The sequence below is a fragment of the Variovorax sp. RCC_210 genome, from assembly GCF_041355175.1.
GTDB lineage: Bacteria > Pseudomonadota > Gammaproteobacteria > Burkholderiales > Burkholderiaceae_C > Variovorax.
In genome coordinates, this window is the sequence record NZ_JBFUPJ010000002.1 from 698,147 (window position 1) to 720,976 (window position 22,830).

Consider the following 22,830-nt stretch of genomic DNA (forward strand, 5'->3'; position numbering starts at 1 on the left):
GTGTGAAGCCTTAGCCTCGAACCCATGGAAAACCTGCAGCCCCTGCCGACATCTGCCGCCGCCACACTCGACCTCTCGGTCGGTGGCATGACCTGCGCCTCCTGCGTCATGCGCGTGGAGCGCGCCCTGAAGAACGTGCCCGGCGTGCAGGACGTGAGCGTGAACCTGGCGACCGAATCGGCGCGAGTTGTCACCGTGCCCGGCGAGGGTGACGACATCGGCGTTCTGCTGCGCCGCGCCGTGCGCGCCGCCGGCTACGAGCCGCGCGCGGCGAGCACCGCGGCGGACGAGGCCGCGGCGCTGTCGCCGTGGCACGGCTTCGCGCCGGTCGCCGTCGGGCTGGCGCTGTCGATTCCCTTGCTCGCGCCCATGCTCGGCGACCCCTTCGGACAAGACTGGATGCTGCCGCCCTGGGTGCAGCTGCTGCTGGCCACGCCGGTGCAGTTCTGGCTGGGCGCGCGCTTCTACCGCGCCGGCTGGCACGCGGCGAAGGCGCGCACCGGCAACATGGACCTGCTGGTCGCGCTCGGCACCAGCGCCGCCTTCGGCCTGTCGCTGTGGCTGTGGTGGCGCTCGGCCACCGGCGAGCACGCGGGCCACGGCGCCATGCCGCACCTGTACTTCGAGGCTTCGGCCGTGGTCATCACGCTGGTGCTGCTCGGCAAGTGGCTGGAGGCCCGCGCCAAGCGCCAGGCCACCTCGGCCATTCGCGCCCTGCAGCAGTTGCGGCCCGAGCTGGCCCACCTGGTCGGCGCGCGCGGCAAGGAAAGCGACGTGCCGCTGGCCGAGGTGATGGTGGGCGACCGCCTGGCGGTGCGCCCCGGCGAGCGCGTGCCGGCGGATGCGCGGGTGATCGAAGGGCAGTCGGAGGTCGATGAATCGATGCTCACCGGCGAGCCGCTGCCCGTGGCCAAGGGCCCGGGCGATGCGCTGACCGGTGGCGCCGTCAACGGCGACGGCCGCATGGTGATCGAGGTGCGCGCGGTTGGCGCCGAGAGCGTGCTGGCGCGCATCATCCGGCTGGTGGAGGACGCGCAGGCCGCCAAGGCGCCGATCCAGCGGCTGGTCGACAAGGTGGCGGCCGTGTTCGTGCCGGTGGTGCTGGTGATTGCGCTCGCCACGCTCGCCGGCTGGCTGGTGGCGGGCGCGGGCATCGAGACCGCGCTGATCCACGCGGTGGCCGTGCTTGTCATCGCCTGCCCGTGCGCGCTGGGCCTGGCCACGCCGGTCGCGGTGATGGCGGGCACAGGCGTGGCGGCGCGCCACGGCATCCTCGTGAAGGACGCACGCGCACTCGAAATTGCCCACCGCGTCGACACCGTCGCCTTCGACAAGACCGGCACGCTGACCATCGGCCGGCCGGTGCTCACCGCGCTGGTGCCGCTGGCCGGCGCCGAGGCTGGCGAAGACGAGCTGCTGGCCACGGCCGCGAGCCTGCAGGGCGGCAGCGAACACCCCTTGGCCAAGGCGGTGCTGGCGGCCGCGGCGCAACGCAAGCTGCAGGCACCGCCGCTGGGCGCGATGCAGGCGTGGCCCGGCCGCGGCGTGCGCGGGGACGTGGACGGCGTCAACTGGGCGATCGCCAGCCTGCGGTGGTGCCGCGAGCTCGACGCCATGCCCGAAGCCGCCGACATTGACGGCCTGCAAGCGCAAGGCGCCACCGTGTCGGCGCTGCTGCGCTTCGACGAAGCGGGCACCGCGCATGCGCAGGCCTTGCTGGCCTTTGCCGACGAACCCAAGCCGCAGGCGGCGGAAGCGGTGCGCGCGCTGCGTGCGCGCGGCCTGCGCGTGGTGATGATTTCGGGCGACAACCTGCGCGCGGCGCAGGCGATGGCGCAGCGCCTGGGCATCGATGCCGGCGATGTGCGCGCCGACGTGCTGCCCGCCGACAAGGCGGCGCAGGTGAGCGCGTTGCGAAAGAACGGCCATGTCGTCGCGATGGTGGGCGACGGCGCCAACGACGCGCCCGCGCTGGCCGCGGCCGATGTAGGCATCGCCATGGCGCCTTCGGGCGGCGGCACCGACGTGGCGATGGAAGCCGCCGGCATCACGCTGATGCGTGGCGACCTCGCGCTGGTGGCGCAGGCTTTCGAGCTGTCGGCGCGCACCGTGGCCAAGATCCGGCAGAACCTGTTCTGGGCCTTTGCCTACAACGTGGCCGGCATTCCGCTCGCGGCCTTCGGGCTGCTCAGCCCGGTGGTCGCCGGTGCGGCCATGGCGCTGTCGAGCGTGAGCGTGATGGCCAACGCGCTGCTGCTGCGCCGCTGGAAGCCCTGAAGGTGTCGCGCGCGGCGGGTCAGTCGACCAGCAGCGCCATCACGTACTCGTCGATGTAGTCGGCCTCGCCGGCGCGCTTGTAGAACTTGCGCAGCGTGCCTTCGCGCTCGAAGCCCAGCTTTTCGTAGAAGCGCAGCGCGGGCGCGTTGTCGCTTTCGGCGAAGAGCTCGATGCGCTTCACGCCCGCGGCCTTGAGCGTGTCGATGGCCTCGCTCACCATCGCCAGCGCGATGCCCTGGCCGTGGAACGCGGGGTCGACGGCCAGCGTGCCGAGGCACGCGACGTGTTGCACGCGGCCCGGGTAGCGCGTGGCACGGTAGAAGCCGGCGACACGGCCTTCGCGCTCGTAGATGAAGAAGCAGCCGCTGTCGAGCAGGCTCTGGTAGATGGGACGAAAGTCTTCAAGCGGCATCGGGTCGTAGCCCAGGAAGGGAACGACCTTTTCGTGCATGTAGACCGCGAAGACGGTGTCGATGTCTTCCGGTGTGGCCAACCTGCGCATGGTGAGAGCCTCGGAGCGATGAAGGCGCCGAGCATAGCGAGGCTCAGGTGAGCAGCAAGGCCGAAAACACCAGCAACACCAGCTGCGCGCACCAGGCCCATCGCAGCCGCAGCCGCCCGTCGAGCACCGCGCCGATGGCCCAGAACCCGCCCACCGCCAGGGCGAGCAGCGCCAGCCCGGTGTGGAACGACAGGTCGTCGGCGCGCCACAGGAAAGCCAGCGTCACCCCGACCCACGCCGCGAAATGCAGCGACGCCGAGGCGGCCTGCGCACGTGTCAACACCGGGTCGTGGATGTGCCTGGCCTCTTCCAGCGAAAAAGGCGCTTCAGGGAAACGCGCCGCCACATCCGCCGGCCGCCACCCGGGCGGCTTGAACCACACGGCGACCTTGTCCTGCCAGCGCCGCGTGTGCCATGCGTCGCGCAGCAGCGGCACGTAGGGTCCGAGGATGGCGCGCATCGGGTCGAAGCTCGCCAGCGCCTTGCGCGTGCCGTACACGCAGGGCTCGGTTTCTTCGGCGAAGGTGCCGAACAGGCGGTCCCACACCACCAGCATGCCGCCGTAGTTGCGGTCTACATAGCCGTCGTTCACCGCGTGGTGCACGCGGTGGTTCGACGGCGAGGAGAACACGCGGTCGAACCAGCCCAGCTTTCCAATGTGCTCGGTGTGGATCCAGAACTGGTAGACCAGCACGATCAGCCCCGCCAGCCCGAACTGCTCGGGCGGCACGCCCACCACCGCCATCGGCAAATAGAACGCCCAGCCCAGGAACGCCACGGCGCTTTCCTGCCGCAGCGCGGTGGAGAAGTTGAAGTGCTGGCTCTGGTGGTGCACCGAGTGCGCGGCCCAGAACACGGCCGACTCGTGGCCCGCGCGGTGCAGCCAGTAGTCGAAGAAGTCGAACAGCAGCACGGCCAGCACCCAGCCGACGGCGCTGTCCCAGAAGTCGGGCCGGGTCCACACCGCGACCAGCGGGTAGACCATGGCGTACAGCCCGATCTGGAACAGCTGGGTGCACACCGCCAGCGCCTGGCTCAGCAGCCCCTGGCTCAGGCTGCCGAGCGTGTCGCTGAAGCGGTAGGTGTTGCGCCGCTTGAGCCAGCCCCAGGCGAACTCGCACGCCATGAGCAGCGCGAACACGGGCACCACGAAAACGACCAGCCGATGCACCGTGTTCTTTTTTTCAGCAAGCGTTCAGTGAATCTTCAGCGTCGGCGGGTCACTGCGACGCGCGGCCGGCCACGATCACGGCGTTGGTGCCGCCGAAAGCGAAGGAGTTGGACAGCGCGTAGCGCAAGCCCTTGGCCTCGCGCGCCTCGCCCTGGACGAAGTCCAGCTCGAACGCGGCGTCGGGTGCCTGCAGGTTGGCGATGGGCGGCAAGCTTTCACGTGCCAGCGCGCGCAATGCGGCGATGAGCTCGATGGCACCGCCGCCGCCGAGCACGTGGCCGTGGATGGCCTTGGTCGCGCTGACCGGCGTGGCCTGGCCGAACACCTCGCGGATCGACGCGGCTTCCGCGGCGTCGCCGGCCGAGGTGGCGGTGCCGTGCGCGTTGATGTGGCCCACGTCCGATGCCTCGATGCCCGCGTCGCGCAGCGCGGCGCGCATGGCGCGCACCTGGCCCGCGCTGTCGGGGTTGGTGATGTGGGTGCCGTCGCAGTTGGTGGCGTAGCCCGCGAGCACGAAGGGCGCGGCTTGCGCGCCGCGCGCGGCTGCGTGCGCTTCCGATTCGAGCACCAGCGCCGCGGCGCCTTCGCCGATGGCGAAGCCCGCGCGGTCGCCCGAGAAGGGGCGGCAGGCCGAAGCGGGTGCGTCGGCCGGCGGCGGCGCCATCACGCGCATGGCGTTCCAGCTGGCCAGCACGCCGGGGGTGAGCATGGCGTCGTGCCCGCCGACGATGGCCACGTCGATCCAGCCGCCGCGAATGGCGCGCATCGCCTCGCCGATGGCCACGGCCGAGGAGGCGCAGGCGCAGGCGTACGCAATGGCTGCGCCGCGCGCGCCGAAGTGCAGCGCCAGCTCGGCCACGGCCGCGTTGGGCATCACGGTAAGCACGGTGGTCGGGCGCATGCGGCGCTGCTCGCCGTACAGCGCGCTGGTGGTGTTGTCGAAGGTGCCGGCACCCGCGAGGCCGCTGCCCCAGAAGATGCCCAGGCGTTCGCGGTCGAGCGTGCCGAGGTCGAGCCCGGCTTCGCCCGCCGCGTCCTGCGCGGCGGCCAGCGCCATGGCGGTGCCGCGGTCGAGAGGCAGGCGCGAAGTGCTGCGCACGCCGTTGGAGTCGAACTCGCAGGCGGCCACGGCCAGCTGCACGGTGTCCATGCCCTTGATCTCGAGCGTGTGCGAACGCACGGCCGAGCGGCCGGCGAACAACGCGTCGTCGAAGGCTTCCACGGTGCGGCCGATGGGGGTGACGAAACCGATGCCGCTCACGCGCACCGGTGCCGAAGCAGCGCGCGCGGCCGAGGCGGCAAGTACGGCGTGGGCGGCGCCGCTGCTCATGCGGTCGCTTCGGCGGTCTGGCCCGACACGGCGGCGTCGCTGCTCTCGGCGTCGATCACTTCGCACAGGCGCTGCAGCGTGATGCCGGCTTCGCGCGGGTCGAGGCGGTCTTCGGGAATGCGCAGGTGGAAGGCGTCTTCGACGGCGAAGACGAACTCCATCAGCGCGAGCGAGTCCAGGCCGAGGTCCGACAGCGCGGTGCTCGGCGAGATGGCCGAGCGCTCGAGGCGGAAGTCGGTCGCCAGGATGGTGGCGATGCTGTTGAAGGTGGGCGAAGCGGAGGCGGAAGAAGCGGAAGACGACATGGAGATGCTTTCCTTTCAGGCGGGGTCTGTGGGGCTCAGGCGTACAGCGGATGCTCGGGCATCGTGCCATGCGCCACCGCATCGGCGAACGACACGGTTTCGCGCACGACCTGCTGGCGGTCGTTGTCGATCGTGATCATGTGGTAGCTGTTCGCGACCACCACGGTGCGGAACGCGCGGCAGCGCAGGCCGCGCGCCAGGATGTCGAGGTTGGCCACGCTGGCCACCTCGTCCTGCTGGGCATGCAATGCGAGCACGTTGGCGCATTGCACGTTGTTGAGGTTGCGCCGCACGTGGCGAATGAGCCGGTCGTGCTCGCGCAGGTGGCCCACGCCGATGACGGAGCTGCCGGCGCGCGAGACCTTGCGGTGGCGCAGCTCGCGCTCGATCCAGGCGCGCACGCGTTCGTTCTTCACGCCGTAGGGCGGGCGCTCGCGGTACTGCCACCACCGGCCCAGCGGCGTGTAGAAGGCCAGCGGCAGCAGGAACTGCGTGCGCGGAATGGCCCAGCCGTCGAAGCGCAGCGTGGTCGACATGAGCACCAGCGCATCGACGTCGTCGCCGCAGCGGATGGCCGCGCCGAGCGCGAGCGACGAGCCGGCCGAAATGCCGACCAGCATCACGCGGTCGTGCTGCGCGCGCAGCGCCTTCACCTGCGCCTGGATCGCGTCGATCCAGCGCTCGTACGGCGCCGCGTGCTGCAGGGGCGCGCCGGCGTCGAACGAGTAGCCCTCGATGACCAGCGGATGCACCGAGTAGCCGCGGCTGCGCAGCGCGGACTGCACGGTCAGCAACTCGTCAGGCGTGCTGCATAAACCGTGCAGCAGGACCACCGCGGTGCGTTGCACCTCGGGTGGCACCATGCTCAACTGATCGGAGGGTTCGCGTGCACTCATCGCTTGGCGCCGGCCATGAAAGTGGCGCGTATTTCGTGTGGCTGTCGTATGCTCATGCAGCGTTTATCGCTTGGAGCGACTGACGGGCCGCTGACCCATCGCTCGCAGGGCAGCCCACCCTTAACCATTCCTTAAATACGATGCGAATTCTGCTTGTCGAAGACGACGCCGTCCTGCGTGACGTGATGGTTCGCAGCCTGGCCGATGCGGGCCACCGCGTCGATGTGTCCACCAACGTCGAGGACGCCGACCACCTGTGGCGCGTGCAACCCTTCGATGCTGTGCTGCTCGACCTCAACCTGCCGGCCACCGCCAGCCCCACCAGCGGCCTGGCCAGCGGCCTCACCGCGTTGCGCCAGGCGCGTGCGCGCGGCGACCGCACGCCGGTGCTGGTGCTCACCGCGCGCGGTCGCACCGAGGAGCGCATTGCCGGCCTCGATGCCGGCGCCGACGACTACCTGGGCAAGCCCTTCGACCTGGCCGAGGTCGAAGCGCGCCTGCGCGCGCTGGTGCGCCGCGCCAAGGGCACCGAGGACATCGTGCTGCTGGGGCAGCTGAAGCTCGACCGCAAGGCGCGGCGCTTTTCCACCGCGAGCGGCCCGCTCGACCTGCCGGCGCGCGAGTTCGAGGTGCTGTGGGAGCTCATGAGCCCGCCGGGGCGCACGGTGAGCAAGCGGGCGCTGTCCGACAAGCTCTCCAGCTTCGACGAGTCGCTGGGCGACAACGCGCTGGAGGCCTTCATCTCGCGCCTGCGCAAGAAGCTGCAGGGCACGGGCGCGGGCATTCGCACGCTGCGCGGCATCGGCTACCTGCTCGAGGCCGAGCTCTGATCCGCGCGTGACCGTACCCGCGAAAGAACGGCTGCAGGAGCCGAAGAAACCGCGACCCGCACCGTCGCTCACGCGGCGCGTGCTGCGCAACGTGCTGGTGCCGCTGGCGCTCACGTGGATGGTCGGCGCGGTCATCGCGCTGGTCATCGCCAACTACTTTTCGGAACAGGCTTTCGACCGCGGCATGCTCGACGACGCGTACGCGCTGTCGGCCAACGTGCAGGCGGGCGAGCGCGGCATCGAGCTGCTGCTCACGCCGCGCGAGGTGGCCACGGTGCTGTTCGACCAGGTCGACAAGGTGTACTTCGCGGTGCAGCGGCTGGACGGCACGCTCATCTCGGGGCAGTCGGGGCTGGAGGCGCCGCTGCCGATCGACGGCGCGCGCTACCGCTTTTCGGACATCAACTACGAAGGCAGCGTGCTGCGCGCGGTGGTGCTCGAGCACGACGCCGAGCCCGACATCAGCATGCCCTACCGCGTGATCATTGCGCAGACCACGCTGAGCCGGACCGCGCTGGTGCGCCAGCTGCTGGGCTATGCGCTGGCCCCGCAGATATTGCTGCTGGTGCTGCTGGCCATCTGGCTGTGGTACGGCATTCGCAGCGACCTGCGCCCGCTGGGCGACCTGCAGCGCGCGCTCGACCGGCGCGACGTGCACGACCTGTCTCCGGTGGCCGTGGCCGAGACATCGCGCGAGCTGCAGCGCCTGGGCAACGCGGTGAACTCGCTGTTCGAGCGGCTCGGCCAGAGCGTGCAGGCGCAGCGCGAGTTCGTGGGCAACGTGGCGCACGAACTGCGCACGCCGCTCGCGGGCATTCGCGCGCTGGCCGAATACGGCTTGGCGCAGCACGACACCGCGGTGTGGCGCGAGCAGCTGGAGCGCGTCTCGGAACGCCAGGGCCGCGCGAGCCACCTGATCGACCAGCTGCTGGCGCTGGCGCTGGCCGAGGAAGCGCGCGCGAGCCTGGAGCGCGCGCCGGTGCGCCTCGACGTGCTGGCCGAGCAGACGGTGCTGCGCCACCTTGCGAAGGCCGATGCGCGCGGCGTCGATTTGGGCGCGCGCGGCCTGGACGACGGCGTGGTCGTGCTGGCCAACGAAGCGCTGGTGGAGGGCATTCTCGACAACCTGATCGACAACGCGCTGCGCTACGGCGGGCAGACCATCACGGTCGAGCTGGCGGGCCGCACGCTGAGCGTGATCGACGACGGGCCGGGCATTCCGCTGGAGGCGCAGCGCGACCTGATGCAGCGTTGGGCGCAGGGGCCCGAGGGGCAGAAGCTGGGGCAGGGCTCGGGGCTGGGGCTGTCGATCGTGTCGCGTTATGCGGAGCTGCTGGGGGCGGAGCTGCGGCTGGAAGCGGCGGAGCCGACGGGGCTGCGTGTGAGCGTGGCGTTCGGCGAGGTTTAGGGACGCTCAGCGCCTGTTCGAAGGCCTGCCCCCATCCCTGCCTTCCCCCAGAGGGGGAAGGAGAAAAACCACCTCCGGCTACAGCGGCGTGCCCTGGTGAAACACCATCCGCCACCGCCCCTGCCTGCACTTCCACAACGAGCTGCGCAACGAATCCGCCGCAGGCCTTTGTGCATTGGCCTCGCGGTGCACGCGGTACGTCACCAGCGCCACGTCGCTCGCCATGCGCAGCACGCGAAAGTCCGTCATCGTGCGTTCCGAGAACGCCTCGTCGCGCAACGCCTCGACGATGGCGGCGCGTGTCCACACGGTGCCCGACACGCCGAGTTCATGGAACGCGTCGTCGAGCAATTCCTCGAGCTGCGCGGCGCTCGCACGCACCTCACGCAGGTGAAGCGCGCCCTCGAGTTCCAGCAGCAGCGCATCGAGGTCTTCGGCCGGCGCAGCCTCGCAGAGCTCGAGCGGAAGCCCGTCGGGATCGGCGAAGAACGTGAAGCGCCGTCCGGTGAATTCATCGACGCGCAGCGGCTCCACCGCAACGCCTTGCGCCGCGAGCCTGTCGGCCGCGGCCTGCACATCGGGCACCTCGAAGCAGAGGTGACGAAGCCCCTGTGCCTCGGGCCGCGTGGGCCTTGCCGGCGCACCGGGAAAGGAGAAGAGCTCGATCTGCGAGCCGTCCGGCAAGGCCAGGTCGAGTTTGTATGAGTCGCGTGCAGCGCGGTGGTTTTCCGCGACGACGCGCAGGCCGAGCACCTCGGTGTAGAAGCGCTTCGACACCGCGTAGTCGGCGCAGATGATGGCCACGTGGTGGATGCGATCGAGCTGCATCGCGGCCTTCATTTCGATGGTGCGTGCAAGGGCTTGCGCAGGTAGACACGCGTGCGCCCGTCGAGCGTTTCACGTTTGTATTCGACGTAGCCGATGCGCTGGTAGAGCGCGCGGTTCTCGGTCATCTTCTCGTTGGTGTAGAGGTAGATCGACGCATGGCCTTGGCGCACGGCCTCGCGCTCGGCGAGCTCGAGCAATGCGCGGCCCACGCGGGTGCCCTGGTGCGGCGGCAGCACCGCGATCACGTCGACCAGGAAGCCTTCGTCGGTCACGTCGAGCAGCAGCGCGGCCACGGTGTGCTGTGCCAGCGAGGCGACCCACACCTGCAGGCTGGCAATGGCCTCGCCGTAGTCGCGTTGCATCGGCCTCGGCTCGACGCCGAGCCGCGGAATGTAGATGCGAAAGGCCTCGTGCGCGCAGGCCGCCACGGCGGCTTCGTCTTCGGCGGTGGCGCGCCGCAAGGTCCAGGGCGCGGGCTGGCTGGTGGGCGTGGTGCTGCTCGTCACTCGAACTCCACCTCGCCCTCGATCTCCACGGGGATGTTGAAAGGCAGCTCCGCCATGCCCACGGCGCTGCGCGAATGCGCGCCGATGTCGGGGCCGAAGAGTTCGAGGATGAGGTCCGAGAAGCCGTTGATCACGGCCGGCTGCTTGTCGAAGCCGGGTGCGCACGCGACCATGCCGAACACGCGCGTCCATGCGGTGATGCGGTCGAGGTCGCCGAGCGCGCGCTGCAGGCTGCCGAGCATCGCAAGGGCGGTGAGGCGCGCGGCCATGTAGCCCTGTTCGACGTTCACTTCGCGCCCCAGCTTGCCCAGCGGCGCGGCGATGGTGCCGTCGGCGGCGAGCGGGCCGTGGCCCGAGATCAACGCGCGCCGGCCGACGACGCGCACGAACTGGAAGGGGAGCACGACGCCGGGCGGCGGCGTCACGGGAGGGGGCAGCACGAGGCCTGAATCGGCCAGTCGTTGCGCTATGCGGGCCATGGCGGTGGGGTCTCCTGTGGCGGACGAATGGGTCCGCCGCATCTTGCCATGGCCCTCCTGCCCCCGACCCTCCTGCGTGGCAGGGTCAGGCGGCTCGGGCGGCTCAGGCCAGCGTCGGGTAGTCCGTGTAGCCCTTGGCGCCGCCGCCGTACATGGTGGCCTTGTCGAGCTCGTTCAGCGGTGCGTTCTCGCGCAGGCGGCGCACCAGGTCGGGGTTGGAGATGAAGGGCTTGCCGAAGGCCACGAGGTCGTCGCCTTCCTTCACGGCTTCTTCGGCCAGCGGGCGGTCGTAGCCGTTGTTCACCATCCATGCGCCCTTGCCGCCGGCTTCGCGGTAGGCGGCCTTCAGCGCTTCGTAGTCGAAGGGGCGGTCGTCGATTTCGCGCGGGCCGCCGGTGGCGCCTTCGATGATGTGGATGTACGCCAGGTTCAGCTGCGCGAGCTGCTTCACCACGTAGGTGAACAGCGGCTGCGGGTTGCTGTCGTGCGCGTCGTTGGCCGGGGTCACGGGCGACAGGCGAATGCCGGTCTTGCCGCCGCCCACCGCGTCGACCACGGCGCGCGTGGCCTCGAGCAGCAGGCGCGCGCGGTTCTCGATGCTGCCGCCGTAATCGTCGGTGCGCTTGTTGCTGCCGTCCTTCAGGAACTGGTCGAGCAGGTAGCCGTTGGCGCCATGCAGTTCCACGCCGTCGAAGCCGGCGGTTTCCACCGCGCTGCGTGCCGCCACCGCGAAGGCGTGGACGATGCCGGGGAGCTCGGCCGCGTCGAGCGCGCGCGGCTCGGAGGTTTCCACGAAGCTGGGCACGCCGTCCTTGATGAGCACGGTCTTGGTCTTGGCGGTGATGGCCGAGGGCGCCACGGGCTTGCCGCCATCGGGTTGCAGCTCGGTGTGCGAGACGCGGCCCACGTGCCACAGCTGCACCACGATCTTGCCGCCCTCGGCATGCACCGCGTCGGTCACGCGCTTCCAGGCGTCGAGCTGCTCGGTGCCGTACAGGCCGGGCACGTCGGAGTAGCCCTGGCCCTGGTGGCTGATGGCGGTGGCCTCGGTGATGAGCAGGCCGGCCGAGGCGCGCTGGGCGTAGTAGGTGCCGGCGATGTCGGGCGGGATCGCGTTGGGCGAGCGATTGCGCGTCAGCGGCGCCATCACGATGCGGTTGGCGAGCTGCAGGTCGCCGGCCTGGACGGGGTCGAAGAGGGTGGACATCGTTGAAAAGGGGTGGACAGAGGTGAAACAGGCGCAAGGCTAAGCGCGCGGTCTCAACCCTGCTGTCGCACGGTTGTCCCGAATAGTGCTAGGACAACGGCCCGTGCAACCCGCTCGGCCCGTGCGGTGCGATCAACCCCAGCAGCGCGGGGCTCACCCGCACCGGCATGGCCAGCAGGATCTGCCCCATGCCCTTGCCCAGCGGATCGTTGCGCAGCGAGGCCATGCCGCCGCCGCCCAGCGCCTGCTCGCAGACGAAGTTGAAGGCGTCGATGCCCGGCACCTCGTGGCGCGTGACCGGGCCCCGCACGAGGTGGGCGAGCCAGCCGGCCACGCGCGCCTCGGTGAGCTGCGCGCGCAGCAGCGGCAGCAGGGCGGGGTGGCGCGCGATGACGCCGATGTTCGACGTGTCGCCCTTGTCCCCGCTGCGGGCCCAGGCGAGGCGCAGGAGGGGCACTTCGACGGTGTCCGTGGCCCGGGGTGCGGCATCGCCCTGCGGGGCCTCGGCGGGCGTTGCGGCGATGGAAGGCGCTGCTGCAATGCAAGGCGCTGCTGCGGTCGGCGGCGCTTCGGTGCCCGGCACCTCGATGCGCTCCGCGCCGAGGTGCACGCTGGGCTGCACCCGCGACTTGTCGAGCAGGAAGGCGTATTGCCGGATCGACGGCGACACCGACGCGCGCCCGCCGCCCGCCCCCGTGGTGCCCGGCGCCCACGAGGTGCCGGCCGGCGCCACCTCGCGCGCGAACAGCGCCAGCGCCTCCTTGCGCGGGTGCGTCACCGCGAGCCGCAGCACGGCCTCGCGCGTGTGCTGCACCTGCGTCTGCGCGTGCGGGCCGTAGCAAGACTCCGCGCCCAGCACCTCGAGCTGCGTGCCGCTGTAGGGGCCGAAGCCCTGCTGCGCGAACAGCGTGCCGGTGCGCGCCAGGATGGCCTCGCCGGTGCGCCGGGCCTTGGCCACGGCGTCGAAGCCGACGAGGGTGAGTTGCGCCGCGGTCTTGAAGCCCTCGACGTAGGTGGCGCTCACCTTGTAGCTGGCGGTGGGCGCGCGGCCGCGCGCGCCGTGCACGCGCACGCGGTGCGCGCCGGCCTGTTCGATGCGCACCTGCGTGAAGTCGGCCACCACGTCGGGCAGCAGGTAGGCCGCGGGGTCGCCGATTTCGTAGAGCATCTGCTCGGCCACCACGGCGGGCGTGAGCTTGCCGCCGGTGTTCGCGGGCTTGGTGACCACGAAGCTGCCGTCCGCCCCGCATTCGACGATGGGGTAGCCGATGTTCGGCCAGTCGGGCACGGTGTCCCAGTCGGTGTGCAGGCCACCGGTGGCCTGGCAGCCGCACTCGATGATGTGGCCCGCGAGGCTGCCCGCGGCAAGCAGGTCGAAGTCGCCCGGCTGCCAGCCGAACTCGTGCATGAGCACGCCCAGCGTGACGGCCGAATCGACGCAGCGGCCGGTGATGACCACCTGCGCGCCTGCATCGAGCGCCGCCTGGATGGGCCGCGCGCCCAGGTACGCGTTGGCCGTGAGCACGCGCTCGGGCAGCGCGGCGCCGCTCTGCAGCTCGCGCACGGGTGGCTGCTGCTGGCGCAGTTGCGGCAGCAGCGCGGACACGTCGTCGCCGCTCACCACCGCGATCTTCAAGGCCACGCCTTGCTCGGCGGCCAGCGCGGCGAGCGCGTCGGCGCAGCCCTGCGGGTTGACGCCGCCCGCGTTGCTCACCACGCGAATGCCTTGTGCCACGACGTCTTTCAGCACGGCCTTCATCGCGACGGAAACGAAATCGGTCGCGTAGCCCAGCTCGGGCTTCTTCAGCCGCGCGCCGGCCAGGATCGACATCGTCAGCTCGGCCAGGTAGTCGAACACCAGGTAGTCGATGTGGCCGCTTGCCACGAGCTGCGGCGCGCCCACGCTGCTGTCGCCCCAGAAGCCCGAGGCGCCGCCGATGCGGATGATGCGGGACGAATCCTTGCCGTCGTTGTTGCTGCTGCTGCTGTTGCCGTTGTTGCCGTTCATCGCCCACTCCATTGCGGCTTGCGCTTCTCGCGGAACGCGAGCTGTCCTTCGGCGGCGTCTTCGGTCAGCGCGAAGAGGCCGATCTGGCTTTCGGTGAAGGCCATCGATTCCTCGAAGGCCATCGCCTCGATCTTCTTCATGGTGTACAGGCCGCGGCGGATGGCCGTGGGCGACTTGTCGAGCATCCGCGCGAGCAGCCAGTCGACGCTCTCGTCGACGTCGTCGCTCACGCGGTTGACGAGGTTCAGCGCGAGCGCCTGCGCGGCCGTGATGGGCTCGCCAGTGATGCACATCTGCGCCAGCACGCGGCGCGGCAGCAGGCCGCCGAGCACGCTGAGCACCTGCGCGGGAAACACGCCGACCTTCACCTCGGGCAGGCCGAACACGGCCTGGCTGCTGGCCACCGCCATGTCGCACATGGCCATGAGGCCCATGCCGCCGGCCATGCACGCGCCGTTGACGCGCGCGATCAGCGGCACGGTCGATTGCCGGGCCTGGCGAAACAGGTTGGCCATGCCCTGGTAGGGCGCGGCGTAGTCGAACTTGAACGAGGTGCCGCTCTGCAGGTCGGCGCCCGCGCAGAAGGCGCGCGTGCCGGCGCCGGTGATGACCACGGCGCGCACGGCGGTGTCGGCGTTGGCGCGCGCGAGCGCATCGGCGAGGCCCGCGAGCACCGCGGCGTCGATGGCGTTGCGGCGCTCTTCGCGCGCGATGGTGAGCCACATGACGGGGCCGCGCATGTCCACGTGCAACCCGGCCGAGGTGGCGGTGGGGGCAAGGGACGGTGAAGGTGGAGGCGAGGGGGGAGGGGATGAAGACGTATCGGGCATGCAGCAAGCGTCGCCCGAAAAAAAAGCCGCTTCATGCGGCTTGTGGCTGAAGCAGGCCGGGTTTTCCCTGAAGAGGGAACGCTCCGGCCGCTTGCGCGTGGCGTGCTTACTTCAGCAGGCCTTCGGCCTTCAGCGCTTCCTGCACCGCAGGGCGGGCGCCCACGCGCGCATGCCAGGCTTGCAGGTTGGGGAAGGCGGAGATGTCCACGTTCGTGGGCTTGGTCCAGTTGGTGACGGTGAACAGGTAGCCGTCGGCCACGCTGAAGTGCTCGCCCATCAGGTAGTCCTTGCCGGCGAGTTCGCTGTCGATCCACTTGAAGCGCGAGGCCAGTTTGTCCTTGAAGATGGTCTTGGCTTCTTCGGGCATGTTGGGGTTGAACAGCGGGCTGAAGGTCTTGTGCACTTCGGTGCCGATGAAGGTCAGCCACTCCTGCAGGCGGTAGCGCTGCAGCGTGCCGTTGGCCGGTGCCAGGTTCTTGGTGGGCGCCAGGTCGGCGATGTATTGCAGGATGGCCGGGCCTTCGCGCAGGCGCGTGCCGTCGTCGAGCTCGAGCATCGGCACGTAGCCCAGCGGGTTGATGCCGTAGTAGTCGGTGCCGTCCTGCAGCTTGTGGCTCTTGGTGCTGGCCAGCACGGGTTCGATGGCAATGCCTGCCTCGTGCAGCGCGATGTGGGGCGACAGCGAGCAGGCGCCCGGCGAGTAATACAGCTTCATTCGAATGACTCCAGTGGATGACGAGGTGATTGTTGTGAGAAACCGCAGCGGATGCTAGCGGAAGCGGCCGCATCCGGTGGCGTCGCGTTTTTGTCCTACGGTGGCATGCGCGCGGCGACTATCGGGCGGATGCGGCCCTTTTTCTAAGCTCCGTCGCACGGCGGGAACGACCCGCCGATTGATTGAAGGAGTTCTCCATGTTGAAGTACGCGATCATCTTTGCGGTCATCTCTCTCGTCGCCGCCCTTCTGGGCTTCGGTGGCGTGGCCGCCGGTGCCGCCGGCATCGCCAAGCTGCTGTTCGGCCTGTTCCTGGTGCTGGCCGTGCTGTTCGTCGTGCTCGCCGCCCTGGGCGTGGGCGCGGTGAAAAAAGCCATCGACTGATGCGACGTGCCAAGCTGAAGTGGCCGCGGGCGCGGCCACTCGGCCTGCTGTTGCAAAGCCCCGCGCACCGCGTGCTGCGGGTGCTGCTGGTGACGCAGGCGCACTGGCAGTTGCAGGAACACCGTTGAAAAGAACCCCATGCACCTCTCCCACATCGACGCGCAACTCGACTACGAGGTCGTCGCGCCGGCCCACCTGCTGCTGAACATCGAGGCGGCGCGCTCCGGTGCGCAGGCCGTGGTGAGCGAGGTGCTCAGCATCGAGCCGCCGACCGAGATGCAGGTGTTCTGCGACGAGGGCAGCGGCAACCGCTTCATCCGCTTCGACGCGGTGCCCGGCCCGCTGAAGATCAGCTACCGGGCCAGCGTGCAGCGCACCCACGTCATCGTGCCGCCCGACCTGCGCGAAGTGCCGGTCAACGAAGTGCCCGACGAGGTGCTGCACTACATGATGCCGACGCGCTATTGCGAGTCGGACCTGATGTCGCGTTGCGCGCAGCAGCTGTTCGGCGACCTGCCGCCGGGCATCGGCCGGGTGCAGGCCATCGTCGACTGGATCCACGAAAGCATCGCCTACGAGCCCGGCAGCAGCGTGTCGACCACGACCGCGCGCGAGGTGTTCGTGGAACGTGCCGGCGTGTGCCGCGACTTCGCCCACCTGGGCATCACTTTCTGCCGTGCGTTGAACATCCCCGCGCGGCTGGTGGTGGGCTACGTGTGGTTCGACGAACCGCCGCAGGACTTCCATGCGGTATTCGAGGCGTGGCTGGGCGGGCAGTGGGTGTTGTTCGACGCGACGCGCATGGCGCCGGTCGACCGGCTCGTGCGCGTGGGCACCGGGCGCGATGCCAAGGACGTGGCCTTCTGCACCATCTTCGGCAACGTGCGCATGACCGACAAGCGCCTGGTCATCCGCGAACTGCAGGACGAGAGCCTGCAACCCTCGAAGGCACCGGCGCCGACCGGGGAGCTGGTGGGCATCGAAAAGCCGGTGCCGGTGGTGCAAGTGGCTGAAGTCACCGGTTGATGCGGGTTGAATGCTATCAAATAGATAGCAAACTATCCATGAACGATGGGCGTTAGGGCTGGATTTGGCATGCCCCTCTAGCTTGTCCACACAACGGGCGCGACGGGGCCTCGGCGATTAAAATTGGCGCCCCCTTTTGCGCCGCGCACGCGTTCCGTTGTGCGCCCCCATTTCAAATGCTGTACCCCGAAGAATTCGACGTGATCGTCGTCGGCGGTGGCCATGCCGGCACCGAAGCCGCGCTCGCCGCCGCGCGCATGGGCGCCAAGACGCTGCTGCTCTCCCACAACATCGAGACGCTGGGGCAGATGAGCTGCAATCCCTCCATCGGCGGCATCGGCAAGGGCCACCTGGTGAAGGAGGTCGATGCGCTGGGCGGTGCCATGGCCATTGCCACGGACGAAGCTGGCATTCAGTTCCGCATTCTCAATTCGAGCAAGGGCCCGGCCGTGCGCGCCACCCGTGCGCAGGCCGACCGCGTGCTGTACAAGGCGGCCATTCGCCATCGCCTGGAAAACCAGCCGAACCTGAGCCTGTTCCAGCAAGCCGTCGATGACCTGATGGTGGAGGGCGACCGCGTGGTCGGCGCCGTCACGCAGGTGGGCATCGCCTTCCGTGCGCGCACGGTGGTGCTGACCGCGGGCACTTTCCTCGATGGCCGCATCCATGTCGGGCTCGACAACTATCAGGCCGGCCGCGCGGGCGATCCGCCGGCCATCAGCCTGTCGGCGCGCCTCAAGGAACTGAAGCTGCCGCAAGGCCGGTTGAAGACGGGCACGCCGCCGCGCCTGGACGGGCGCAGCATCGATTTCTCGAAGTGCACCGAGCAGCCCGGCGACGGCATGCCGGGCGGGGCAGGGCCGATGCCTGTGTTCAGCTTCATGGGCCGTGCGGACATGCACCCGAAGCAGATGGCCTGCTGGGTGACGCACACCAACGCGCGCACCCACGACATCATTCGCTCGGGCTTCGACCGCAGCCCCATGTTCACCGGCAAGATCGACGGCGTGGGCCCGCGCTATTGCCCGAGCGTGGAAGACAAGATCAATCGCTTCGCCGACAAGGACAGCCACCAGATCTTCCTGGAACCCGAAGGCCTGACGACCAACGAGTACTACCCGAACGGGATTTCGACCAGCCTGCCGTTCGACATCCAGTACCAGCTGGTGCGCTCGATGCCGGGCCTGGAGAACGCGCACATCCTGCGCCCCGGCTACGCCATCGAGTACGACTACTTCGATCCGCGCGAACTCAAGAGCAGCTTTGAAACGCGCTCGGTGCAGGGCCTGTTCTTTGCCGGACAAATTAACGGCACCACGGGCTACGAAGAAGCCGCGGCCCAGGGCTTGTTTGCCGGCATCAATGCCGCGCTGCAATGCCGTGGCGAAGATGCCTGGCTGCCGCGCCGCGACGAGGCCTACCTGGGCGTGCTGGTCGACGACCTGATCACCAAGGGCGTGACCGAGCCGTACCGCATGTTCACCAGCCGTGCGGAGTTCCGTCTGCAGCTGCGCGAAGACAACGCCGACATGCGTTTGACCGAAGCAGGGCGCAAGCTGGGCTTGGTGGACGACGCGCGCTGGGACGCTTTCAGCCGAAAGCGCGATGCTGTTTCACGTGAAACAGAGCGGCTCAAGTCGATCTGGGTGAACCCGCGCAACCTGCCGGCGTCGGAATCGGAGCGAGTACTGGGCAAGGCCATCGACCACGAATACAACCTGGCCGACCTGCTGCGCCGGCCCGATGTGAACTACAAGACGCTGATGTCGCTGGACGGCGGCAAGTACGACGCCCCGGCAGCGCTGAGCGAAACCGAAGTCGAGCAGATCGAGATTTCGGCTAAGTACTCCGGATACATCGAGCGCCAGCACGACGAGGTGGAGCGCGCATCGCACTTCGAGAACCTGAAGCTGCCGGCTGATTTTGACTACGGACAGGTCAAGGCATTGAGCTTCGAGGTGCGCCAGAAGCTGGACAAGCACCGCCCCGAGACGCTGGGCCTGGCCTCGCGCATCTCTGGCGTCACACCCGCAGCCATCTCGTTGCTGATGATTCACCTGCGAAAGGGCGGCCACAAGGCCTTTGCCCGGGACGCTGAAGGTACATCGAACGCATCAACCACCGCCACGGAAGCAGCCACCGAGCCGCAGTCCGCTGAATGACGGCGCCGATCGACACGCTGCGCGCAGGCGCAGCCGCCATGGGCGTGGCCCTGTCCGACCGCCAGGGCGAGCAGCTGCTGGCCTACGGCACGCTGATGCTCAAGTGGAACAAGGTCTACAACCTCACGGCCTTGCGCGACCCGGCCATCGTGCTCACACACCATCTGCTCGACAGCCTGGCGGCGGTTGCGCCGCTGCAGCGAGAGTGGGCAGGGAAGGGCAAGCTGCTCGACGTGGGCTCTGGCGGTGGGCTGCCGGGCGTGGTGATCGCGATCATGCGGCCCGACCTGGAAGTGACTTGCCTCGATGCGGTAGCCAAGAAGGCAGCCTTCGTGCAGCAAGTTTCGGCAGAGCTGGAGCTGCCCAACCTGCGCGGCCTGCACGCACGGGTCGAATCGCTGGCGGGCAGCTATGAAGTCATCAGCTCGCGGGCGTTCGCCTCGCTGCCCGACTTCTTCAACGGCTCGATGAACCTGTTGGCGTCGGGCGGCGTCTGGCTCGCAATGAAGGGCAAGATTCCCAGCGACGAACTCGCTGTCTTGCCCAAAGGCGTGGCAGTGTTTCACGTGGAACAACTGACGGTTCCGGGCCTCGATGCGGAACGCTGCATCGTCTGGGCGCGCAAAGAAGCTGACTGATAGCTTGGGCCACGCTGGCCGCTCGGGCCACCGACGCCCGGATTTGCGTTCGATTCCGTAAAAGAACGCGTGGCGCCGGCAAAAGCCGGTGCCCGAACCGCCTCTGCCGCGGCGTGCTCGCTTAGACTCGATGCCTCCCGCCTTTCGTCGCTCTTCCCCCGCTTCCCGTCTGTCCGGCGCTCTTTTTTGAGGCAATCCCATGTTCGGCATCGCTGACTACGGCGCATTCGTCGCCGCCATCGTCTTGTTCCTCCTGATTCCCGGCCCTGGCAACCTAGCGCTGATCACCTCGACCAGCAAAGGCGGCATTCGCGGCGGCTTGGCGGCCACGTCGGGCGTCATCCTGGGGGACCAATGCCTGATGTGGGCGGCTGTGGCCGGTGTCTCGGCGGTGCTGGCTGCTTACCCTGCCGCTTTCAAGGCGGTGCAGTGGCTGGGCGCGGGCTACCTGGCGTGGCTGGGCCTCAGGATGCTGCTGGCCAAGCCGGGCTCGGCGCCCATCCTCAACATCAAGCCCAGCCACTTCCTGCGCCAGGCCTTCACCATCACCTTGCTGAACCCGAAGGCCATCGTGTTCTACATGGCCTTCTTTCCGCTGTTCGTGGACCCGGCCCGCCACCAGGGCCTGGTCACCTTCGGCGCCATGGCCGTCACCATTTCCGCGCTGACCTTCCTGTACGGGCTGACCTCCACGCTGCTCACGCACTTCCTGGCCGAGCGCATCCGCGCCAACCCGCGCATTTCCAGCACGCTCGAGAAGCTGGCCGGCACCTTCCTGATTGCCTTCGGCATCAAGCTCGCAATTTCCCGCTGATCGACCTCCCGTACTGACATGGCCAAGATTTTCTGCATTGCCAACCAAAAGGGCGGCGTCGGCAAGACCACCACCACCGTCAACCTCGCCGCTGGCTTGGCCAAGGCCGGCCAGCGCGTGCTGATGATCGACCTCGACCCCCAGGGCAACGCCACCATGGGTTCGGGCATCGACAAGCGCCAGCTGGAGCTGACGGTGTACGACGTGCTGCTCGAATCGGCTTCGGTGGCCGAGGCCCGCGTCAAGGCCGACAAGCTGGTGGAGGGCGGTTGCGGCTACGACGTGCTGGGCGCAAACCGCGAGCTGGCCGGCGCCGAAGTCGAAATGGTGGCCATCGACCGCCGCGAGAAGCGCCTGCGCACCGCGCTGGCGGCGGTGGGTGCCGAGTACGACTTCGTGCTCATCGATTGCCCGCCGTCGCTGAGCCTGCTGACGCTGAACGGCCTGTGCGCCGCGCATGGCGTGATCGTGCCGATGCAGTGCGAGTACTTCGCGCTCGAAGGGCTGACCGACCTGGTCAACACCATCAAGCAGGTGCACGCCAACCTGAACAAGAACCTGCAGATCATCGGCCTGCTGCGCGTGATGTTCGATCCGCGCATCACGCTGCAGCAGCAGGTGAGCGAGCAGCTCAAGTCCCACTTCGGCGACAAGGTGTTCGACACCGTCATCCCGCGCAATGTGCGGCTGGCCGAGGCGCCGAGCTACGGCCTGCCGGGCGTGGTGTTCGACCCGGCGGCACGCGGCAGCCAGGCCTTCATCGCCTTCGCGCAGGAGCTGATCGAGAAGATGCCGCCCGCCAGCGCCTTCGCTTCCGGCGCGGTGGCGCCGCCCATTGCGCCGGTCGAACGCACCGCGCCCGACCTCGCGATTCCCGCGGACGTGCTCGCGCCGGTGCCCGCGCCGGACTCGACCACCAGCGACAACAACGCCTGAAGCCCGTCGTTACTTGATTCAATGCTATCAAATTAATAGCAAATGACAGCACCCCGCATCCTGCTCCTGCCCGGTTGGCAAAACAGCGGCCCCGGACATTGGCAAACCCGCTGGGAGGCGGTGTACGGCGACCAGCGTGTCGAACAGCATGAATGGATGCGTCCGCTGCGCGGCGACTGGTCGATCCAGCTCGAAGAGGCCGTGCTGGCCGCGCCGGGCCCGGTGGTCTTCGCGGCGCACAGCCTGGGTTGCATCCTGGTGGCCGCCTGGGCTGCGCATTCGCGCAACACGCACAAGGTGCGCGGCGCCTTGCTGGTGGCGCCCGGCGACCTGGAGCGCGACGACCTGCGTCAGGCCATTCCCGGCTGGGCGCCCATCGTGCGGCAGCCGCTGCCGTTCGCGGCGGTGCTGGTCGCCGCCAACGACGACCCCTACTGCGAGGCCGCGCGCTCGCGGCAGCTCGCCAGCGACTGGGGCGCGCGCTTCGTGGACGCCGGCGCGCGCGGCCACCTGAATGCCGAATCCGGCCTGGGCGACTGGCCCGAAGGCCGCGACCTATTGAACGAAATCTCGAAAGACAAGAACTGATGGCGACCAAGAAACCCAAGGGCCTGGGCCGCGGCCTGGAAGCGTTGCTCGGCCCGACGGCCGCGCCTGCTGCCGATCACGGTCCCGATGGCACCTACGGTGGCGGCGCCGACGCGCAGGAGGGCGGGGCGCCCCGGAACCCCAGCACGCTGATGCTCGACCAGATGGTGGCCGGCGTGTACCAGCCGCGCACGCGTATGGACGAGGGCGCGCTCTACGAGCTGGCCGAGAGCATCAAGGTGCAGGGCATCATGCAGCCGATCCTGGTGCGCCGGCTCGATGCCGAATCGGCCGCCGCCAAGAACGCCGAGTACGAAATCATCGCGGGCGAGCGGCGCTTTCGTGCCGCGAAGCTCGCTGGCCTGGACAGCGTGCCGGTGCTGGTGCGCGACGTGCCCAACGAGGCCGCGGCCGCGATGTCGCTCATCGAGAACATCCAGCGCGAAGACCTCAACCCGCTGGAAGAAGCGCAGGGCCTGCAGCGCCTGGTGAACGAGTTCGGCCTCACGCACGAACAGGCCGCGCAGGCCGTGGGCCGTTCGCGCAGCGCGGCCAGCAACCTGCTGCGCCTGCTGAACCTGGCCGAGCCCGCGCAGCAGATGCTGATGGCCGGCGACATCGACATGGGCCACGCGCGCGCGCTGCTGTCGCTGGACCGTGGCACGCAGATCACCGCCGCCAACCAGATCGCCGCCAAGAAGATGTCGGTGCGCGAGGCCGAGGCGCTGGTGAAGAAGCTCGCGGCCGAGTTCACGCTCACGCCCTCGCGCCGCAGCAACGACGGCGAGAAGTCGCGCGACCTGCAGCGCGTGGAAGAAGAGCTGGCCGACCTGCTGACGGCCGAGGTCGAGGTGCGCATCAAGAAGCGCACCAAGCGCGGCGAAAGCGGCGAGCTCGTCATTCACTTCGGCTCCATCGATGCGCTGAACGGGCTGATAGAGCGCATCCGCCGCACGGCGACGTAAGCACGTCCACCGAGAACGGCGGCATG

The 22,830-nt window shown here is 69.0% G+C and carries 24 protein-coding genes; 12 read left to right on the plus strand and 12 right to left on the minus strand.

Going from position 1 to position 22,830, the window contains the following annotated elements; genetic code table 11:
* Nucleotides 1–24: 24 nt before the first annotated feature.
* A complete protein-coding gene (locus tag AB6807_RS11300) occupies nt 25–2,277 on the plus strand; it encodes a heavy metal translocating P-type ATPase (RefSeq protein ID WP_371084592.1) in 2,253 nt (750 codons plus the stop codon).
* 19 nt (nt 2,278–2,296) lie between these two features.
* On the opposite strand, the gene AB6807_RS11305 is transcribed toward AB6807_RS11300, so the two are convergent.
* Genes AB6807_RS11305 through AB6807_RS11325 form a run of 5 tightly spaced genes read right to left on the minus strand, consistent with a single transcriptional unit; the run spans nt 2,297 to nt 6,481 of the window.
* Nucleotides 2,297–2,779 carry an N-acetyltransferase family protein gene (locus AB6807_RS11305; protein ID WP_371084593.1) on the minus strand — a complete coding sequence of 161 codons (483 nt, stop codon included), beginning with the start codon at nt 2,777–2,779 and terminating at the stop codon, nt 2,297–2,299.
* A 43-nt stretch (nt 2,780–2,822) separates the two neighbouring features.
* Complete coding sequence (locus AB6807_RS11310; RefSeq protein WP_371084594.1) at nt 2,823–3,950, minus strand: sterol desaturase family protein; 1,128 nt, start codon at nt 3,948–3,950, stop codon at nt 2,823–2,825.
* A 49-nt stretch (nt 3,951–3,999) separates the two neighbouring features.
* Complete coding sequence (locus AB6807_RS11315) at nt 4,000–5,280, minus strand: beta-ketoacyl synthase (RefSeq protein ID WP_371084595.1); 1,281 nt, start codon at nt 5,278–5,280, stop codon at nt 4,000–4,002.
* A complete protein-coding gene (locus AB6807_RS11320; RefSeq protein WP_116911747.1) occupies nt 5,277–5,585 on the minus strand; it encodes a phosphopantetheine-binding protein in 309 nt (102 codons plus the stop codon). The genes AB6807_RS11315 and AB6807_RS11320 overlap by 4 nt, the downstream gene beginning before the upstream one ends.
* A gap of 35 nt (nt 5,586–5,620) precedes the next feature.
* Nucleotides 5,621–6,481, minus strand: coding sequence for a carboxylesterase (locus AB6807_RS11325; protein ID WP_116911748.1), 861 nt, complete (start codon nt 6,479–6,481; stop codon nt 5,621–5,623).
* A 140-nt stretch (nt 6,482–6,621) separates the two neighbouring features.
* On the opposite strand from AB6807_RS11325, the gene AB6807_RS11330 reads away from it, so the two are divergent.
* Complete coding sequence (locus tag AB6807_RS11330) at nt 6,622–7,311, plus strand: response regulator transcription factor (protein WP_116911749.1); 690 nt, start codon at nt 6,622–6,624, stop codon at nt 7,309–7,311.
* Between the two features lie 7 nt (nt 7,312–7,318).
* Nucleotides 7,319–8,719, plus strand: a complete 1,401-nt coding sequence (locus AB6807_RS11335; RefSeq protein ID WP_371084596.1) for a sensor histidine kinase — start codon at nt 7,319–7,321, stop codon at nt 8,717–8,719.
* Between the two features lie 78 nt (nt 8,720–8,797).
* Here AB6807_RS11335 and AB6807_RS11340 read toward each other — a convergent pair whose 3' ends face one another.
* The 7 genes from AB6807_RS11340 to gstA all read right to left on the minus strand — a co-directional run bounded on the left by AB6807_RS11340 (nt 8,798) and on the right by gstA (nt 15,292).
* Nucleotides 8,798–9,547, minus strand: a complete 750-nt coding sequence (locus tag AB6807_RS11340; protein ID WP_371084597.1) for a VOC family protein — start codon at nt 9,545–9,547, stop codon at nt 8,798–8,800.
* Nucleotides 9,548–9,555: 8 nt separating this feature from the next.
* The gene (locus tag AB6807_RS11345; protein WP_371084598.1) at nt 9,556–10,053 is read right to left on the minus strand and encodes a GNAT family N-acetyltransferase; all 498 of its coding nucleotides are present in this window, start codon (nt 10,051–10,053) and stop codon (nt 9,556–9,558) included.
* Nucleotides 10,050–10,532, minus strand: coding sequence for a RidA family protein (locus tag AB6807_RS11350; protein WP_371084599.1), 483 nt, complete (start codon nt 10,530–10,532; stop codon nt 10,050–10,052). Before AB6807_RS11350 ends, AB6807_RS11345 begins: the two co-directional genes overlap by 4 nt.
* A 103-nt stretch (nt 10,533–10,635) precedes the next feature.
* Nucleotides 10,636–11,739: an alkene reductase gene (locus tag AB6807_RS11355; RefSeq protein ID WP_371084600.1), complete on the minus strand. Its 1,104-nt coding sequence runs from the start codon at nt 11,737–11,739 to the stop codon at nt 10,636–10,638.
* Between the two features lie 88 nt (nt 11,740–11,827).
* Nucleotides 11,828–13,747: an acyclic terpene utilization AtuA family protein gene (locus tag AB6807_RS11360; RefSeq protein ID WP_371084601.1), complete on the minus strand. Its 1,920-nt coding sequence runs from the start codon at nt 13,745–13,747 to the stop codon at nt 11,828–11,830.
* A complete protein-coding gene (locus tag AB6807_RS11365) occupies nt 13,744–14,487 on the minus strand; it encodes an enoyl-CoA hydratase/isomerase family protein (protein ID WP_371084602.1) in 744 nt (247 codons plus the stop codon). Before AB6807_RS11365 ends, AB6807_RS11360 begins: the two co-directional genes overlap by 4 nt.
* 196 nt (nt 14,488–14,683) lie before the next feature.
* Nucleotides 14,684–15,292 (minus strand): glutathione transferase GstA, encoded by a 609-nt coding sequence (gstA, locus tag AB6807_RS11370; protein WP_116911753.1) that lies wholly within the window; start codon nt 15,290–15,292, stop codon nt 14,684–14,686.
* Nucleotides 15,293–15,489: 197 nt separating this feature from the next.
* Between gstA and AB6807_RS11375 the strand changes: the two genes are divergently transcribed.
* From AB6807_RS11375 to AB6807_RS11415, 9 genes are all read left to right on the plus strand, one after another.
* Complete coding sequence (locus AB6807_RS11375) at nt 15,490–15,675, plus strand: DUF1328 family protein (RefSeq protein ID WP_116911754.1); 186 nt, start codon at nt 15,490–15,492, stop codon at nt 15,673–15,675.
* Nucleotides 15,675–15,803, plus strand: a complete 129-nt coding sequence (locus AB6807_RS11380) for a hypothetical protein (RefSeq protein WP_371084603.1) — start codon at nt 15,675–15,677, stop codon at nt 15,801–15,803. The genes AB6807_RS11375 and AB6807_RS11380 overlap by 1 nt, the downstream gene beginning before the upstream one ends.
* Before the next feature lie 10 nt (nt 15,804–15,813).
* Entirely contained in the window at nt 15,814–16,701 is an 888-nt protein-coding gene (locus AB6807_RS11385; protein ID WP_116911755.1) for a transglutaminase family protein, read from the plus strand.
* A 176-nt stretch (nt 16,702–16,877) separates the two neighbouring features.
* Nucleotides 16,878–18,863: a tRNA uridine-5-carboxymethylaminomethyl(34) synthesis enzyme MnmG gene (gene mnmG / locus AB6807_RS11390; RefSeq protein ID WP_371084604.1), complete on the plus strand. Its 1,986-nt coding sequence runs from the start codon at nt 16,878–16,880 to the stop codon at nt 18,861–18,863.
* A complete protein-coding gene (rsmG, locus tag AB6807_RS11395; RefSeq protein WP_371084605.1) occupies nt 18,860–19,501 on the plus strand; it encodes a 16S rRNA (guanine(527)-N(7))-methyltransferase RsmG in 642 nt (213 codons plus the stop codon). The genes mnmG and rsmG overlap by 4 nt, the downstream gene beginning before the upstream one ends.
* Before the next feature lie 199 nt (nt 19,502–19,700).
* Nucleotides 19,701–20,315, plus strand: coding sequence for a LysE family transporter (locus tag AB6807_RS11400; protein WP_371084606.1), 615 nt, complete (start codon nt 19,701–19,703; stop codon nt 20,313–20,315).
* Between the two features lie 18 nt (nt 20,316–20,333).
* Nucleotides 20,334–21,251 (plus strand): ParA family protein, encoded by a 918-nt coding sequence (locus AB6807_RS11405; RefSeq protein WP_371084607.1) that lies wholly within the window; start codon nt 20,334–20,336, stop codon nt 21,249–21,251.
* Between the two features lie 42 nt (nt 21,252–21,293).
* Nucleotides 21,294–21,839, plus strand: a complete 546-nt coding sequence (locus AB6807_RS11410; RefSeq protein WP_116911760.1) for an alpha/beta hydrolase — start codon at nt 21,294–21,296, stop codon at nt 21,837–21,839.
* On the plus strand, nt 21,839–22,804 hold the full coding sequence (locus tag AB6807_RS11415; protein ID WP_116911761.1) for a ParB/RepB/Spo0J family partition protein: 966 nt from the start codon (nt 21,839–21,841) through the stop codon (nt 22,802–22,804). Before AB6807_RS11410 ends, AB6807_RS11415 begins: the two co-directional genes overlap by 1 nt.
* Nucleotides 22,805–22,830: the final 26 nt, after the last annotated feature.